The following is a 16,680-nucleotide window of genomic DNA, read 5'->3' as shown; positions in this document are numbered from 1 at the left end:
GACGACTCCGATCAGGATAATGCCAAAGAGCAGGCGCATGGTGACGTTTCGATAAAATGTACACTACACAGTGTAGTATCGATTCTTGAGGAAGTAAACTGGTGAGTGTAAAATCGCGGCATGACCATTCCCCTGCGCCTGACCGACCGCAAGCGCCGCGCCATTCTCGACGCGGCGGCCGACCAGTTCCGTGCCCAAGGCTTCGATGCGGCCAGCGTCGACGGCATCGCCGCCCTGGCCCAGGTATCGAAGCGCACCGTGTACAACCATTTCCCCAGCAAGGAAGAGCTGTTCGCGGAAACCGTGATGGAAATGTTCGAGCGCAACGCGGGCCTGGTGGAACTCGACTACAGCCGCGAGCGCGGCCTGCGCGAACAGCTGATCGACCTGATGATGCTGAAGATGCGCACCCTGGCCGACCGCGATTTCGTCGACCTGGCCCGGGTGGCGGTGGGCGAAGCGATCCATGCCCCGGAACGCGCCCTGCCCCTGCTGGCGCGCCTGGGCGAACGCGAGGAAGGCGTGACCGCCTGGATCCGCGCCGCCCAGCGCGACGGCCGCCTGAAACCGGGCGATCCGCTGTTCGCCTCGACCATGCTGCAGGGGCAGATCAAGAGCTTTGCCTTCTGGCCGCAAGTGGCGTTCGGCGCGGCGCCGCTGCCTGCCGCGCAGCAGGCGCAGGTGGTCGAGGCGGCGGTGTCGATGTTCCTGGCTTATTTCGCGGTGGACGCCGCAGCCTGAACGCACGCAGCCGTGACGGCAGCCCCCCGGCGATTAGCGCCAAAAATGGAACAGTGTTATCCGAAACAAGGGCTTACTCTCGCCTGGCGCAACAGTTAAAGTGCTGCGGTTACCTTCACAAAAGAAAGTTATCCGCATGAACTTCAAGTACTCAGTTGCCACCTTTGCTGCCATCGCCGCCCTCGCCGCCACCGGCACCGCCTTTGCCGCCGACACCTACACGATCGAGCCGAACCACACCTTCCCGAGCTTCGAAGCCGACCACATGGGCGGGCTGTCGGTCTGGCGCGGCAAGTTTACCAAGACGAGCGGCAGCATCACCCTCGACCGCGCCGCGAAAACCGGCAGCGTCGACATCGTCATCGATGCCAGCACCCTGGACTTCGGCCACGAAAAGATGAACGAGCACGCCAAGGGTCCGGACATGTTCGACGTCGCCAAATTCCCGACCGCGACCTACAAGTCGAAGTCGATCACCTTCAAGGGCGACGTGCCGGCCGAAGTGAACGGCGAACTGACCCTGCACGGCGTGACCAAGCCGGTGAAGCTGACCATCAACCAGTTCAAGTGCATCCAGCACCCGATGTTCAAGCGCGAAGCCTGCGGCGCCGACGCCTCGGCCACCTTCAACCGCGCCGACTTCGGCATCGACTACGCGGTGCAGATGGGCTTCAACCCGACCGTGAAGCTGGCGATCCAGGTCGAAGCACTCAAGCAGTAAGAGCCTATCCCAGCCGGCCCGGGTCGCTGCTGGCGCGCCTGACAAGCGGGGGCGGCGTTGCTCGTCGTTGCATGGCTCGCCATGCGGCCTCCTCGCGCCTTGCCCGCGCTTGCCATGCATCGCCATCCGCTTCCCCGTACCGACTGGGATACGCTCTAAGGCGGCGGCAACCCGCCTGGCTGGGCGATTCGATGCGAACACCGCGTTCGCAGCGCGGCAGGGTAAAATTGCGTCAACTCAGCGGCAACTGAGCGGCAACGTACGCGGCACCCGGCCGCGTAGCTTGCGCCGCTTCGCCCGCGCCCTCCTATCGCCCAGCCGCAACACCACATGCACACCCCTGCCCAGCTCATGAGCGGGCTGCTCGACTACCTGGTCGAGCAAGCCAAAGACATCGACCCCGCCGCATTCACGCTGTCCCGGGTCACGGAATTCAAGAAAACCTGGTCCGACCTGGCCACCCTGCCCTGGGTCGACCTGAATGTCGACGGCGCCGGCGAAGGCGACGATGCCTGGCTGCGCGTGCACCGGCTGGAAACGACGCGCGCGCCGGCCCTGTCCGAACCGGACCTGGGCGCCTTCCTCGACATCGGCGACGATCCGGCCGGCCCTGCGCCGGCCCTGAAGGAAACGGCCCTGGGCGCGGCGCGCGCCGAGGATGCGCAGGTCGTGGCCGAGGACGAAGCCGACCAGCGCGACCGCGAGCGCCGCGCCCGGGTCGGCCACCTGTTGCAGGCCTACCTGCCGCACTGGCACAACTGGGCGGCGCGCGAGCAGCCGCGGCGCCAGGTCATCGCGCTGTATGCCGATCTGTTCGCACTGAAGACGCGCCTGGAAGCGCAGGAAGCGGTGCGTCCGCTGGAACTGGTGTGGGGCGTCGGCGTGTCGTCGTGGCAGATCCCGCGCGCCGACGGCGCCGGCGTCGACTTTCATTATCCGCTGCTGACCCAGGCGCTCGACATCGAGATCGACAGCGCTTCGCATGCGATCACGCTCGGGCCGCGCCCCATCGCCGCGCGCCTCGAACTCGATGCCCTTGCCGCATGCGACCTGCCCGGCATCGGCGACATCGAACGCGCCGCGCGCACGCTGCTGCTGGCCGACGGCGGCGCCCTGTCGCCTTTTGAACCGGCGTCGTTCGAGCCCGTTTTGAAAAGCGTGGCCGGCACGGTCTCGGCGCACGCCCGCTACGAAGGCGCCGCCCACGGCGCGCCGGCGCCGGGGCCGGACCTGGTGGTCACCGGCAGCTGGGTGATCTTTGCCCGCCCGCGCGCCACCCACTTCCTGACCGAGGACATCGCGCGCCTGAAGGAGCGCATCGACGATGGCGACGGCGATTTGCCCGCCGGGGCGGCCAGCATCGTCACCCGGCCCGACAGCGCCGTCATCGCGCACCCGCCGATCGCCTTCCGCGGCCTGTCGGGGCGCCCGACCGTCCGGGGCGAGCCGCGCGAACTGTACTTCCCGCTGCCCTACAACCGCGAGCAGGAAACGATCATCCAGCAACTGGAACGTTCGTCCGGCGTGACCGTCCAGGGCCCGCCCGGCACCGGCAAGACGCACACGATCGCCAACATCATCAGCCACTACCTGGCGCTGGGCAAGCGCATCCTCGTCACCTCGAAGGGCGAGCCGGCCCTGAAAGTCTTGCAGGACAAGATACCGGAACCGGTGCGGCCGCTAACGGTGGCCCTGCTCTCCGGCGACAAGGAAGGCATGCGCCAGTTCCAGGCGTCGATCGAGGCGATCATCCACACGCTCACCCACCTCGACAGCGGGCTGGAAGCCGAGCAGATCGCCGCCTGCCGCGCCGCGCTCGACCGCGCCCATGCCGAGATGGCGCAGATCGACGCCCGCATCGACGCGATCGCCCACAACCAGCTGGCGGAAATCGACGTCGACGGCGTGCCGATGCGCGCCCAGAAGATGGCCGCACTGGTGGTCGACGGCCAGGCGCAGTTCGGCTGGTTCGACGACGCGTTGACGCTGGCGCCCGAGCATGCGCCGCCCTTCGACGATGAAGCAGGCATGCGCCTGCGTGCGCTGCGCCGCCGCCTCGGCGCCGACCTGGCCTATTGCCGGGCGCGGCTTCCCGCTGCGCACAGCCTGCCGGCGCCTGGCGCCATCGGCCAGCTGCACACGCTGCTGCAGACCCTGCGCGGCATCGAGCGCGACGAGGCAAGCGGCGCGCTGGCGCCGCTGCGTGCGCCCACGCCCGAGGTACTGGGCGCGGCGCAACGAATGCTCGCCGCGCTCGACGCCGCCCTGGCCCTGCTGCGCCAGCTCGACGAGTCCGGCCACGAATGGGCCCATGCGCTGCGCGAGAAGCTGCGCCGCCCGCAGTACGCCACCGAACGCGGCGCGCTCGAAGCCCTGTTCCCGGAACTCGACGCCCTGCTCCAGGCGCGCGCCGAATTCATGCAAAAGCCGGTGAGCGCACCGCGCGAGGCGCTCGAACTGCCGAAGGCGCAGGAAGCAATCGCGCGCGCCGCCGAAACCGGCAAGCCCTTCGGCCTGCTGGCCTTCGGCGTGGGCGACATCAAGCCGCACATCGCCGCGATCCGCGTCGCCGGCCTGGCCCCGGCCGGCAGCGCCGACTGGGCCCATGTGGCGCGCTTCGCCGCCCTGCACGGGCGCCTGCTGTCGTTCACCGTGCGCTGGAACGCCTTTGCGGAACCCTTGTCGCTGCCGCTCCTGCAGGCCGATATCGGCCAGCTGCGCCATATCGAAGCCATTGCCGGCACGGCGCGCGCCGCCCACACGCTGGCCAGCACATTCGACGCCACGCTGCCGCCGCTGGCGCAGCAGGTATTCGAGCGGCTCCCGGCGGAGGCGCTGCTGGGACGGACGGACGCGCTGGCGCAGGTGCGCGAGCAGCTGCGCCGCCACCTGGCGCGCGCCGAGCTGGCGCATGCCACGGCCAATGCGGCCCAGCTGCGGCACGGCCTGGCGGACGCCACCGGGCCGGTGGCGCTGCGCCTGCGCGCGCTGCTCGAGAACGACCTCGGCAACCCCGATCTGCCGGCCGACGCGCTGCAGGGCAGCTATGGCGCGCTGCTGGCCGAACTGGCCCGGATCGAGGCGCTGGCCGACGCGTTGAAGGAAGTGCTGGCCTTCGCAGCCGCGATTGCCGCCCGCGGCGCCACGCGCCTGGCCGAGCGGGTGGCGAGCGTGCCCCAGGACGATGCCGGCGACGACCCGGTATTCCCGGCGCGCTGGCATGATGCCTGGACCTGGGCGCGCCTGCGCAGCCACCTCGACAGCATCGACGCGCGCGACGAGATGCGTGCCCTGGCGGCGCGCCGGCGCGAACTGGAAACGGCGCTGGCGCGCCTGTACCAGGAGCTGGTGTCGAAGTCGGCCTGGCTAGCCACCCGCCAGAACGCCGGACCGAACGTGTTGAGCGCACTCGAAACCTACCGCACCGCGATCCGCAAGTTCGGCAAGGGCACCGGCGTGAACGCCGCGCGCTACCGGCGCGATGCACAGCAGGCCATGGTCGATGCCCAGGCCGCGGTGCCGTGCTGGATCATGAGCCACGCGCGGGTGTCGGAAACGTTGCCGGCGGCGCTCGGCGCTTTTGACCTGGTAATCGTCGACGAGGCCAGCCAGTCCGATTTGTGGGCGCTGCCGGCGATCCTGCGCGGCAAGCAGATCCTGGTGGTCGGCGACGACAAGCAGGTGTCGCCCGAAGCCGCATTCGTGTCGAGCGCGAAGATCGGCGACCTGCGCCGGCGCTTCCTGGCCGGCCAGCCGTTCGAGGCCGTGCTGACGGCCGACATGTCGCTGTACGACATCGCCTCGACGGTGTTCGCGGCCTCGAAGGTCATGCTGCGCGAGCACTTCCGCTGCGTGCAGCCGATCATCGCCTACAGCAACCGCGTGTTCTACAAGGATTTCATCCAGCCGGTGCGGGTGCCGCGCGCATCGGAACGGCTCGACCCGCCGCTGGTCGACATCTACGTTCCCGGCGGCCACCGCTCGGCCAAGGGCCACAACCCGTCCGAGGCCGACTGCATCGTGGCCGAGATCGAGGCCATCCTGCGCGACCCGAAGATGGCCGGGCGCACGCTCGGCGTGGTGTCGCTGCTCGGGCCGGAACAGGCGCAGCTGATCGACAAGCAGGTGCGCGCGCGCTGCGACGCGGTGGAACTGGCGCGGCGCCAGTTCGCCTGCGGCGACGCCCGCATCTTCCAGGGCAGCGAACGCGACATCATCTTCCTGAGCATGGTGGCCGACCGCGACAACCACCATGCGCAGTCCGGCGCGATGTACGACCAGCGCTTCAACGTGGCCGCTTCGCGCGCGCGCGACCGCATGGTGCTGGTGCGCTCGGTCAGGCTCGAGGAACTGTCGCAGCTGGACCTGCGCCGCACGCTGCTCGAGCACTTCGCCCGGCCGCTGGACGGCAACGAGGAAAGCACCAGCCTGGCGGCCCTGTGCGAGTCGGGCTTCGAGCGCGACGTGTACGGCGAACTGTTCGCGCGCGGCTACCGTGTCGTGCCGCAGGTGCCGGCGGCCGGCTACCGGATCGACATGGTGGTCGAAGGCGCCGACGACCGCCGCTTGGCGATCGAACTCGATGGCGACGAATTCCACGGCCCGGACCGCTGGCAGGCCGACATGGCGCGCCAGCGCGTGCTGGAACGCGCCGGCTGGACCTTCTGGCGCTGCTTCGCCTCGACCTGGTCGCTGCGGCGCGAGGCCGTGCTGGCAGAGCTGCTGGCGCTGCTGGAGAAGATGGGGATCGCGCCGCTGGGAGCGATCGGGCGGGTGCCGTCGCTGGTCGAGTACCGCGAGTGGGAACGGCTGCCCGCGGCGGCTTCTACCGACACGGCTGTGCGGGAAGCGGGGCGGCAGGCGCAGCAGGTCGAGGCGGCCTCCTGACGCCCTGACGCTTGGGACAGCGGCGCCGGACGGGACGCTGCGAAAAAAAAAGCCGGTGGCGATGCGCCCCGGCTTTTTTATTGTAGACGCAGGCCGGAACGTGCCGGCCTGCGTCCGGTCTGCTTATCCACCGTCAGTGCACGCCAGCCACCGCCAGCGCCGTCATGTTGACGATACGGCGCACGGTCGCGCTCGGGCTGAGGATGTGCACGGCCTTGGCCGCACCCAGCAGGATCGGGCCGACGGTCACGCCCTTGCCGGCCGCGACCTTCAGCACGTTGAACAGGATGTTGGCGGCATCGAGCGACGGCATCACCAGCAGGTTGGCGCTGCCCGCGAAGCCACCGGCCGCATCCCCGGCCGGCTGGTACAGGCGCCGGATCTCTTCCGACAGCGCGGCGTCGCCGTGCACTTCGCCGATCAGGGCCAGTTCCGGCGCCGACTGCGCCAGCAGGTCGCGCGCTTCGCGCATCTTGCGCGCCGACGGGCGCTCGGACGAGCCGAAGATCGAGTGCGACAGCAGGGCCGCCTTCGGCTCCAGGCCGAAGTGGCGCAGTTCGGTCGCGGCCAGGCGCGTGATGTCGGCCAGTTCCTGGGCGCTCGGATTGTCGTTGACGTAGGTGTCGGTGATGAACAGGGTCATCTTGTCGAGCACCAGGGCGTTCATCGCCGCCAGCGCGCCGGCGCCGGGTGCGGTGCCGATCTCGCTGCGCACGTGGGCCAGGTGGCTGTCGTAGCTGCCCTGCATGCCGCAGATCAGCGCGTCGACCGCGCCCGACTGCAGCAGGCGCGTGCCCTGCAGGGTGGCGTCGCCGCTGCCGTCGGGTTCGGCCAGCTCGTAGTCGACGCCGCGCTGCAGGCGCAGGCCGGCCGCCTTGATGGCCGCCTCGACCTCGGCCGCGGCGCCGATCAGCACGGGTTTACCCAGGCCTTCGTCGACCACGGTCTGCACCGCGCGCAGCACGCGGCCATCAGTACCCTCGGCATAGGCGACGCGGCGCTCGACGGCCTTGGCCTTGGCGAACACCGGCTTCATGAAAAAGCCCGTGTGGTAGATCATCTGGCCGAGGCGCTCGCGGTAGGCGTCCATGTCGTCGATCGGGCGCGCGGCCACGCCGGAGTCGGCGGCGGCTTGCGCCACGGCCGGGGCGATGGCGGCCATCAGGCGCGGGTCGAAAGGCTTCGGGATGATGTAGTCGGGGCCGAACGTCAGGTCCTGGCCGGCATAGGCTTCGGCCACGGTGTCGTTGGCTTCGGCCTCGGCCAGTCGGGCGATGGCCCCGACGCAGGCCAGCTTCATCTCGTCGGTGATGCGGGTTGCGCCGCAATCGAGGGCGCCGCGGAAGATGTAGGGGAAGCACAGCACGTTGTTCACCTGGTTCGGGTAGTCCGAACGGCCGGTGGCGACGATGCAGTCGGGGCGCGCGGCTTTCGCCACTTCCGGACGGATTTCCGGTTCCGGGTTGGCCAGCGCCAGGATCACCGGCTGCGCGGCCATGGTCTTGACCATCTCGGCGGTGAGCACGCCGGCGGTCGAGCAGCCGAGGAAGACGTCGGCCCCGTCGACGATGTCGGCCAGGGTACGGGCATCGGTCGCCTGGGCGTAGCGCGCCTTGTTGGCTTCCATGTTGGCTTCGCGGCCCTGCCAGATCACGCCCTTCGAATCGGTGACCCAGATATTTTCCTGCTTGACGCCCAGGCTCACCATCATGTCGAGGCAGGCGATGGCCGCGGCGCCGGCGCCGGAGGCGGCCAGCTTGATCGCGCCGATGTCCTTGCCGACCACCTTCAGGGCGTTCAGCAGGGCCGCGCTGGAGATGATCGCGGTGCCGTGCTGGTCGTCGTGGAAGACCGGGATGTTCATGCGCTCGCGCAGCTTCTTCTCGATGTAGAAGCACTCGGGCGCCTTGATGTCCTCGAGGTTGATGCCGCCCACGGTCGGCTCGAGCATGGCGATGGCGTCGACCAGTTTATCGGGGTCGTTTTCAGCCAGTTCCAGGTCGAACACGTCGACGCCGGCAAATTTCTTGAACAGGCAGCCCTTGCCTTCCATCACCGGCTTCGAGGCCAGCGGGCCGATGTTGCCCAGGCCGAGCACGGCGGTGCCGTTGCTGATCACGGCCACCAGGTTGCCGCGCGAGGTGTATTCGGCGGCCATGGCCGGGTCGGCGGCGATTTCCTCGCAGGCGTAGGCCACGCCCGGCGAATACGCCAGGGACAGGTCGCGCTGATTGGACAGGGGTTTGGTGGCGACCACCTCGATCTTGCCCCGCACCGGCGAGCGGTGGTATTCGAGCGCGTCGGCGCGCAATTGGGAATCGTCGGAGTCGCTGAAATTGCTGTTACTGCTCATGGTTCTTCCTAAAATGATGTGGCATTCCGATTTCGAATCTACCTGCTGGGCGCCACGCCAGCACCGGCGAACACATGCGCCGGTCGGACGGTCAGACAGGATGTTACCTCATGGGGCGATATCGGGCATGGGAGCGGACGAATCCGGCGCTCCGTAACCGCTACGGGTATCCGGGAAAGGACACCTCGACCGCGATCAGCGAGATAAAGCAGCGCCCCTCGCTGTGGATTTCGATCGACATCGTACCGAGTTCGGGATCGATGTCGCCGCCGGGCGCGGCAATCTCGAAGGTCTGGTCGAACGCGGCCTCCGGCTCGATACGCTCGGTCAGCGCCGCGCGCTTCGCATGCTTGCGCTCGGCCGCGTTCCAGCCGGCGATCCAGAACTGGATGCGCAGGCCCTTCGCATTGTCCTCGCCGGCGATGCGCAGGCGGTGGACCCGGTTCACCTCGGGCGGCAGCATGATCGCCATGGTGCCGCCGGCCCCGCCTTCCTCGGCCTGCGCACGCGTGGCGCCGACCAGGAAGGCCGGCGGTGGCTGGAGCTTCGGCTTTTCCTTGTCCGGCAGCAGCGGCAGGGGCCGGAACGGCGTGCGCACCCAGCCACGGCGCACCGTGCCGGGCAAGCGGCGCCGGCTGCCGCCGTCGATCGCATCCGGCCCCAGCCTGCCGCGCGCGTCCAGGGTCAGCGTGGCAAGCAGCACAGCGTCGTCGGCCAGGCTGGTGGCAGCGCGCAGCACGGCGTGGCATTGCCGGCTGCGCGTTTCTTCGTTGTCAGGCGTGTCTGGCTCGTCCTCGTAGGACAGCGCCAGGAACAGGCCCTCGCCGCCCTGGGCCCGCGCCAGGTCGACGGTGGCCGCTTCGCGCAGCGCGATCTCGTGCCCGGCGCCATCGACCGCGAAGCCGGGCCCCACGCTGACCGCCGTCTCCCCGGCCGCCGTCACCTCCAGGCCCCATGCCACGCCCCAGCCATGCAGATTCAGGGTGTGGCTGCGGCGCGCCTGCGCATGGAAGTGCTGCTCGCCGATGAAGTCGTCTTCCAGCAGCAGCTGGCCCCGGTAATAATGGGGCCTGGTGCCCAAGAGCTGTCTCGTTTCCATCGTCACTCCCCTGGTTGCGCTCAGGCCCGCTCAGCCCTGCCATTGCGCATCGTCGTCGCCGCGCCACGCGCGCCTCGGTGAGCGCCATGCCAGTTCATAGGCGGTGTGGGCAGGCCTGGCGAAATCGATGATGGCGCGGACCCGCGCTTCGAATGCCGCCCCGGCCGGCGCATCGCCGCGCAAGCCGAGCACGACTCGGAAACGGAAGGGCGCATCGGTGCCGAGCAGACTGTCCATGCCGATCCTTGCCTGCCCCAGGCGCAGGCCGGCACCGGGCGACTCGTCGATCGCGACCGCGTCGATGTCCTCGAAGCAGAGCGCAAGGAGCCGTTCCAGGTAGACGCGCGTGCCGCGCCAGCCGTAGAGCGGCACGATACCGGCGACGATCCGGCGCAATTCCGGCGGCGAAAACAGCGCATGCGGCGCAAAGGCGAGCCAATGCGCCAGCCAGGGCAGGAAGCGGTCCGGACACGCCGGCTCGTCGGGGCCGGGACCAGGCAACGGCGCGAAATACCGGGGGATGGCGTCGACCTGCTCTTCGATGCCGGGCCGCTCCGGGTCGCCCTCGCCAAACAGGACGGCCTCGAATGCCGCCAGCAAGCGGCGCAGGTCGCCGGACGTGTCGGCGGCGCGGAACACGGCGGGCAGGTGGCCGAGCAGGCGGGCCGGCGGGCTATCCATCGTGCCTCCCGTCGAGCGGATCGCGCAAGCGCGCCTCGCGCCCGGCCCCGGCCAGTGTATTTTCCAGGACCACGAGGTCGAGCAATTCCCACGGCTGCAGCCGGATACCGACCAGCCGGCCGGAGTCGGAACGCAGCAGGCGCCCATCTGCGTGCGCGGGCCCGCCCAGCCGGCTGTCGCGCCCAAGGCTGGAACGCAGCCCGAGCTGGATGCCCACGCTGCTGCGCAGGCTGGCCAGCGGTGCGTGGCCGGTGCCCAGCTGCAGGATGCTCGCCTGCGCCACGTAGTCCACGCCCTCCAGCTGTTCGACCGTCGCGATGATCTCGGACAGGTAGAGCGGCCGACCCGGCAGCGGCGCGCCGTCTTCAAGGTTGCCGGCGCCGAACCTGCGCGCCAGTGCCATGGCCACCTCGCGCAGCAGCGCTTCTCCACCCTGCCCTGGGTTGGGAACGACGGCGACGGAGACGCCCGCCCGCAGGTACATCGGCCCGCTCACGTGCAGGCGCGTGGTGAGGAGGCAGCGCGGCTGGAGCTCGCGGCGCACCGCGGCGCACAGTGCCGCGAGCGCGTCGCCGTCCAGCGCCTGCGCAGGCAGGACCACCACGCTGACGTGGGCCTTGCCGGCCCGGCAGGACGCCCCCGGGCGCGCGCCGTCCAGGTGCACGCCGGGGATGCACAGCGTGCGCACCGGCACGCCGGGACCCAGGTGGGCGCTGGCCGCCCGCTGCGCCAGCCGCTCGACATCGGCTGCGGTAACGGCACATTCGGCCTGCGCCAGTTCGCGCACGGTGTCGCCGATGGCGCGCGACAGGTCGTCCGACGCCGCATTCGTGTCCCACCGCGCGCCGGCCGCAGCCAGCTGCAGCGCTGGTTGTCCTTGCAGCAGGCGCAGGAACTGCAGCTTGCTCGCAGCCGGGACGCGGCCCATGCGGTACAGCAGGATCTCGGTGAAGTAGGCAAACAGCTCGACGAGCGTAACGCCCGGGTCGGAGGCGTTGTGGTTGGTCCATTCCGGCGCGCTCGCGGGCAGCCGCGCGAGCGCTTCGCGCACCAGGTCGTCGAAGCTGCGGTCGTCGCTGCGATCGTCAATGCGGGGAGGCTGGACCGTCATGGCGCCGCTCCCTCCGCGCGGCCCGGCATCGTCCATGGCCGCAGCAGGTGGCTGCCGGAGCAGGCAAGAAAGGCGCCTGTTTCCAGCAGGCCGGGCCGGTCTTCGCTGGCGCGCAGGCGCAGGGTTCTGACGTGGTCGACGCCGTCGACGGCTGCCAGCAGCGCATGGAAATCGGAAGCATGCGGGCGCGCGCCGAACGCCCAACCGGCGCCCTGCGCGGCGCCGCTAACCGGATGCAGGAAGCGATGCAGTGCCCGTTCGCAGCGCGCCACTACCTCGGTGGCCGCCGCACCGGGCCCGATGGCGATTTCGGCGTCCACCGCGAAGGCGGCGTACAGCGGTCCAAGCACGACCAGGTCCACGCCGGGCGCGCAGCGCGCATCCAGGAACAGCTTCACCTGCTCCAGCAGGCCGCGCGTGGGCTGCGGCCGGGCATCGCCGCCCTGCGGGACGATCACGACGCTGACCACGCCGGGCGCCGCCTGGCCATACGGCGCGTCGGAGGCGAGATCGGCCGCGGCCACGCAGGCGGCGCGCGCCACGTCGGGCGATGCCTGCCGCGCCAGGTCGGCATAATCGTCGCGGGCGACCGCGCGGTCCCGGTGCCGCAGCCACGCCGCCGCCGACTGCTGCAGGGCCTGTTCGCCCTCGGGATCGCGGCCACCTGTGGCCGGCGCCGGGTTGGTGACCGACTCCACATAGGGGATCGTGGTGCGCAGCTGCGTGATCGCGCCGGCAGCGCGATTGCCGCGCCGGCCGCCGCCGGTCCGGTAGCGGCGCATGCGGATATTGTTGGCGCCGGCCGGGGGAATGCATCCGTGCACACCGTCGCCGAACGTCACCGTGCCGCTCAGCCGGTCGAGCATGAAGTGACGGGCGGCGGGCGCCGATGCATCGAGGCGGTCTACACGCGCCCATCGTTCCCACCGCGGCGCGGCGGGCGGCACGGCAGGCAGTGCGACTTCCAGCACGCACTCCCCGACCACGGGCGCGCGGGCGGTGCGCAGGCGCTGGCCAGCCCTCCCGCTGCCCGAACCGAGGAGCTCGTGTTCCAGCGTGACGCCCTGGTGCGCGGGAACGGCATTCAATACCAGGCGCCGCAGCGGCGGCAAGGCGGACAGCGGCGCGTCCCAGACGATGCGCAACCAGGAAAGGCGCGCCTCGGAGTCGAGCGTCGAACCCGTCCAGCCCGACACATCGTCGCCCAGCGTCACCTCGACGATGCCCGGCTGGCGCAAGCTCCGGGTGCCGTCGTGCACGGGGCAGCCGCGCCAGCCATCGCGGCCGCGCACTTCCCAGCGCAGCGGCTCGACGGCTTGCCCAGTCAGGTCGCGCACGCAAGGACGGCCGGCGCGGTCGTCGACGCTGGCGTAAAGGTGCATCGTGCGGCCCGGTAGCGCGTTCGGCGGCGCGGCCAGTCCGAGGTAGAGGGCGGCACCGCGCAGCTCGGGCTCCGGGAACGGGACGAAAGCCAGTCGGTCCGCGCTGTCCAGGGGCCAGTACTGGAAGCTGTGCTCCAGCACCAGCCGCTCGGCCGGCGCCGGGCCGTAGTCGATATCCGCGGCGACCGTGAGGCTGGCGATCGCCGGCGGGGCCAGTACGGGAAACACTGCCGGCTCGCCTGGCGCGGGGCCGGCGAGGTAGCTGCCCGACGCCAGACGCACCCGAAGCCAGGCGCCCTCGACCGCGTTCACCTGGACGGGGGCGACGTCCTGCGGCATCACCAGGCGCACCTGGCCGTGGCCGGTCAGCGCCTGGGTGCCGTCCTCGGCGCCAAGCGCGATCCAGCCGCGGCGCGTGTGCGCTTCCCACAGCAATACGGGCCGCCCTTCGCGGCTGACCGGCGGGATCGGGGCATCCGTTGCTCCGGCCGGGTTCGTCAGCCGCACGTCCAGCACGACCCGCGCGGACGGGATGCCGAATGCGCGCGCGGCCAGGTACAGAAGCTCGCCGAAGCGCGGGCGTTCGCCGAGGGGGAAGAAATCCTTGCTGGTATCGAGGGCCAGCGCGCCGTTGAATGCAAGCTCCGGCGCTTGCGGTTCCAGGTGCGCGCTGCCGCTGATGCGCAGGCCGGCGATGTGAAGGCCGAGGATGTGAAAGCCGGCGATGTCAGGGGCGGCGATGTCAGGGACGGTGACACGACCCGGGTTGATCGAACCCGCTCCCGCCCCGGGGGGCTGGTCCAGGCTCGCCGGCCGCAGGCGGCAGGTGAGCCAATGCGCCTGCACACCACCGATCCGCTGCGCCGGCCAGTCGGGCGGGACGGCGAAGTCCAGCACGCCGCTGCGCGCCAGGCCGTCCGTGGTATCCGACTGCACGGCGAGCGGAACGAAGCCGCCATCGGTCGCGATGCCCCATTCGGGCCGGGCGCCGGCTGGCAACGCGCCGCCGCCGGCGACTTCCAGCGCCACCGTCAGGCGCGACAGCCCGGGCGCCCCCAGCACGGCCGGCTGCGCGATGTGCAGGGCGCGTTCGGCAGGAACCGCACCGGCCAGCAGCGGCTGCACCATGCCGTCCGGGCCGGCCAGGGCGTCGACCGCCGCCTTTTGCTGCGGTCGCCCACCGACCGCAAAGGCGCGTTCCAGCCGGGCGCAGACCAGCGGCAGGTCGGCGTCCGTCTCGAACACGACCGGCTCAGTTTCGCCGGCAACCGGCAGCGCTGCGACCTGCGTACCGCGCGGCACGAGCGGGATCAGCCCGCTTTTCATCACCGGCATAAATGACAGCGGCACGCCCGCCGGCGTCGGTGGCGCCGGGGACAGGCCGAGATCATCGAAAAAGGCGCGCTGGTGCAGTTCCGGCACCCGGTTCAAACGCTCGCTCAACAGCTCTGCGTAATGCGCAAACGCCTGCACCAGGCCGTGACAGAGCGGATCGGCGCTGCCGGGATCGATCGCCAGGCGGCGCATGACGCCGGCGGCGACCTGATGCGCCAGGCGGTCGTGTTCGCGTATCAGCGGTGGCGGGAGGAGCGTCATGCGAGTGGCCGGTCGAGGTAGAACGGATACACCAGGTTGTAGCGGCTGTCGGTCAGGCGCACCCGGTAGTCGATGTCGATCAGCATCTGCTGCGCCTCCTCGCCCGCGCTCGACGCCCGCACCGCCAGCACGTCGATGCGCGGTTCCCAGTCGAGCAGCGCCTCGCGCACGGAAAACTCGGCCATCCCGCGCGTGGCGCTGCTGTTCGGCGCGAACAGGAGTTCCTGCAGCCCGCAGCCGAAGTCGGGGCGCATCACGCGTTCGCCCTTGCCCGTCGAGAGAATCAGGACAATCGATTGCCTGACGCTTTCCTCGTAGCGCGCCTGCGCAAAGCGCTTGCCCGCCCGCGCCACCGGGAAGCCCCAACCGACGCCGAGAACCGGACTTGCCATTGCATGCTCCTTTCGCCGTCTTCAGTTCAGGTTGACCAGCGCGCCCTTGATGTCCACGCTTGCGTTGGCCGACACGTCGATGCCAGCCATCGACTGCAGCTTGATTCCCACCGCGCGGATCGACAGCTTCCCGGTCTGCGACACCAGTTCGATGTCGCCCTGGGCTTCGATCACGATCTTGTTGTCGGCCGCACTGAACACCATGCGGTTGTTGCCGGTCTTGTCGACGATCTCGATGGTTTCCTGTCCGGCGCGGTCGCACAGGCGGATCACATGCCCGCTGCGCGAAGTGAGGCTCCGGTAATTGTTTTCGCCATCGTCGTTGTTCTCAGGCGACGCGTCGCGGCCGTTCCAGAGCGCACCGATCACGTAGGGATGCTCGACGCAGCCGTGTTCGAAGGCGACCAGCACCTCGTCGCCCACCTCGGGCAGGAAATAGGCGCCCCTGCCCGGGCCGGCCATCGGACTGGCGACCCGCGCCCAGTGGCTTTCGTCGTCGCTGCCAAGCCATGGAAACTGCACCCGAACGCAGTGCATCCCCTGCGGGCCGCCGCGGTTGCTGGTGACGATGCCGATCACGACGCCGTAGTAGCGGCCCTCGTCGCTTGAGTGCGCGAGCAGGCCGCGCAACAGATCATCCTTGCTCACGTTGCATTCCTCCTGGCTGCGAAACGGGTGCGATAACCGCTGCGGGGCGAAAAGCAGTGCTGCGTGCTCGTAAGATAGTAGAGCCCGCTGAAGCGTACCCCCAGCCCTTCGATTTCCACGACGCTGCCGGCGCGCAGGCGCGGATCGCCAATGCACACGCCCTCGCCGCAAACGTAACCGAGCGCCATGTCGGAAAACCGTTGCCGGGCGATCCGGTCGGCGTCGGCCTGGCTCTGCACCGGCTCGCGGTCGAGCGCGGAGGCGGTCGGCGCAAACAGGCGGCGCGCGGCGGCCGGTCCGGATTCCGCTCCCTTCATCGTGGCCGGTTCGTCGCCGGCGCCGGTGCGCCCGACCAGCGCCTGCTTGTCCTGTGGGTTCCAGCCGCGCACCTCGAATTCCTGCACCTGGCCCATGGTCGTCAGGCGCGGGTGGAATTCCAGCAGTTCGATGTCGCGGCGCAGCGTCAGCGCCGCGCTTTCGCGCAGCGCACGGGCGCGGAAGTGCAGCGTCCTGTCGTCGGCGAAGACCTCGTAATCGATGCGGCGCGCGCGCGACAGCAGGAATGCGAGGTCGGTCTGGTTGTGCTGCAGGACATAGGAGTGCGTGACCCCGCTGTCCTCGACGTCCGGCGTCAGCCCGGCCGTGCCCGCCAGCGTACTGGCAATGTCGCTGTCCTTCACGTTCGTGAACGAATGAGTCTTGCGCTGCCGCATCAGCCGGTGCAGGCGGTCGTACCCACGCACGGTGAGGATCGGCGGCTTCGCTTCCGGAAAGTGCGGTTCCAGCCCGGTGATCTCGCCGCTGAACAGCGTCTGCGTGCTGTCACGGTAGCCGAGTTCGATTTGCACAGGATTGCCCTCCCGGAACAGCTCGCCGTCCATCCATTTCACCTCCATCGCCACCACATCCCAGCCGCTCAATGTGAGCGTGAACATGCCCATCGCATCGACATCGTTGACGACCGCGACCGCAACCAGGTCGGCCGCGGCGGGCTCCGGCAGCGCGGCGCCGTTGACGCGCACCTTTACTTCCGGCGCCAGGGTATCGAACGCGTCGCGGCCGGCCATGG

General features: G+C 69.9%; 11 protein-coding genes. 3 read left to right on the top strand and 8 right to left on the bottom strand.

The features are described 5' to 3' along the window. Positions 1-120 precede the first annotated feature (120 nt). The 3 genes from LK540_RS02825 (at position 121) to LK540_RS02815 (ending at position 6,349) form a co-directional block, all read left to right on the top strand. The gene (locus LK540_RS02825) at positions 121-741 is read left to right on the top strand and encodes a TetR/AcrR family transcriptional regulator (protein WP_229435510.1); all 621 of its coding nucleotides are present in this window, start codon (positions 121-123) and stop codon (positions 739-741) included. A gap of 136 nt (positions 742-877) precedes the next feature. Continuing rightward, positions 878-1,462: a YceI family protein gene (locus LK540_RS02820; RefSeq protein ID WP_229435509.1), complete on the top strand. Its 585-nt coding sequence runs from the start codon at positions 878-880 to the stop codon at positions 1,460-1,462. 330 nt (positions 1,463-1,792) lie between these two features. Next, positions 1,793-6,349: an AAA domain-containing protein gene (locus LK540_RS02815; RefSeq protein ID WP_229435508.1), complete on the top strand. Its 4,557-nt coding sequence runs from the start codon at positions 1,793-1,795 to the stop codon at positions 6,347-6,349. Between the two features lie 133 nt (positions 6,350-6,482). Here LK540_RS02815 and LK540_RS02810 read toward each other — a convergent pair whose 3' ends face one another. The 8 genes from LK540_RS02810 to LK540_RS02775 all read right to left on the bottom strand — a co-directional run bounded on the left by LK540_RS02810 (position 6,483) and on the right by LK540_RS02775 (position 16,678). Continuing rightward, positions 6,483-8,702 (bottom strand): NADP-dependent malic enzyme, encoded by a 2,220-nt coding sequence (locus LK540_RS02810; protein ID WP_229435507.1) that lies wholly within the window; start codon positions 8,700-8,702, stop codon positions 6,483-6,485. Between the two features lie 160 nt (positions 8,703-8,862). Next, complete coding sequence (locus LK540_RS02805; RefSeq protein WP_229435506.1) at positions 8,863-9,801, bottom strand: hypothetical protein; 939 nt, start codon at positions 9,799-9,801, stop codon at positions 8,863-8,865. Positions 9,802-9,831: 30 nt separating this feature from the next. Beyond that, a complete protein-coding gene (locus LK540_RS02800; RefSeq protein ID WP_229435505.1) occupies positions 9,832-10,482 on the bottom strand; it encodes a phage tail protein in 651 nt (216 codons plus the stop codon). Continuing rightward, positions 10,475-11,593, bottom strand: a complete 1,119-nt coding sequence (locus LK540_RS02795) for a hypothetical protein (protein ID WP_229435504.1) — start codon at positions 11,591-11,593, stop codon at positions 10,475-10,477. The genes LK540_RS02800 and LK540_RS02795 overlap by 8 nt, the downstream gene beginning before the upstream one ends. Then, positions 11,590-14,571: a putative baseplate assembly protein gene (locus LK540_RS02790; protein ID WP_229435503.1), complete on the bottom strand. Its 2,982-nt coding sequence runs from the start codon at positions 14,569-14,571 to the stop codon at positions 11,590-11,592. The genes LK540_RS02795 and LK540_RS02790 overlap by 4 nt, the downstream gene beginning before the upstream one ends. Further along, positions 14,568-14,963 (bottom strand): GPW/gp25 family protein, encoded by a 396-nt coding sequence (locus LK540_RS02785; protein ID WP_229435502.1) that lies wholly within the window; start codon positions 14,961-14,963, stop codon positions 14,568-14,570. Before LK540_RS02785 ends, LK540_RS02790 begins: the two co-directional genes overlap by 4 nt. Positions 14,964-14,984: 21 nt before the next feature. Then, positions 14,985-15,611 carry a phage baseplate assembly protein V gene (locus tag LK540_RS02780; RefSeq protein WP_229435501.1) on the bottom strand — a complete coding sequence of 209 codons (627 nt, stop codon included), beginning with the start codon at positions 15,609-15,611 and terminating at the stop codon, positions 14,985-14,987. Next, complete coding sequence (locus tag LK540_RS02775) at positions 15,608-16,678, bottom strand: phage late control D family protein (protein ID WP_229435500.1); 1,071 nt, start codon at positions 16,676-16,678, stop codon at positions 15,608-15,610. Before LK540_RS02775 ends, LK540_RS02780 begins: the two co-directional genes overlap by 4 nt. Positions 16,679-16,680 lie beyond the last annotated feature (2 nt).

Source organism: Massilia sp. IC2-278 (genome assembly GCF_020708045.1).
Taxonomy (GTDB): Bacteria; Pseudomonadota; Gammaproteobacteria; order Burkholderiales; family Burkholderiaceae_D; genus Telluria.
Note: the sequence above shows the minus strand (reverse complement) of the source record. Positions and strands in the feature narration are given on the sequence as shown.

Coding starts and splice junctions, on each gene's coding strand:
- LK540_RS02815 (WP_229435508.1), top strand. CDS start 1,793: ATGCACACCCCTGCCCAGCTCATGAGCGGGCTGCTCGACTACCTGGTC.
- LK540_RS02790 (WP_229435503.1), bottom strand. CDS start 14,571: ATGACGCTCCTCCCGCCACCGCTGATACGCGAACACGACCGCCTGGCG.
- LK540_RS02810 (WP_229435507.1), bottom strand. CDS start 8,702: ATGAGCAGTAACAGCAATTTCAGCGACTCCGACGATTCCCAATTGCGC.
- LK540_RS02785 (WP_229435502.1), bottom strand. CDS start 14,963: ATGGCAAGTCCGGTTCTCGGCGTCGGTTGGGGCTTCCCGGTGGCGCGG.
- LK540_RS02820 (WP_229435509.1), top strand. CDS start 878: ATGAACTTCAAGTACTCAGTTGCCACCTTTGCTGCCATCGCCGCCCTC.
- LK540_RS02825 (WP_229435510.1), top strand. CDS start 121: ATGACCATTCCCCTGCGCCTGACCGACCGCAAGCGCCGCGCCATTCTC.
- LK540_RS02795 (WP_229435504.1), bottom strand. CDS start 11,593: ATGACGGTCCAGCCTCCCCGCATTGACGATCGCAGCGACGACCGCAGC.
- LK540_RS02775 (WP_229435500.1), bottom strand. CDS start 16,678: ATGGCCGGCCGCGACGCGTTCGATACCCTGGCGCCGGAAGTAAAGGTG.
- LK540_RS02805 (WP_229435506.1), bottom strand. CDS start 9,801: ATGGAAACGAGACAGCTCTTGGGCACCAGGCCCCATTATTACCGGGGC.
- LK540_RS02800 (WP_229435505.1), bottom strand. CDS start 10,482: ATGGATAGCCCGCCGGCCCGCCTGCTCGGCCACCTGCCCGCCGTGTTC.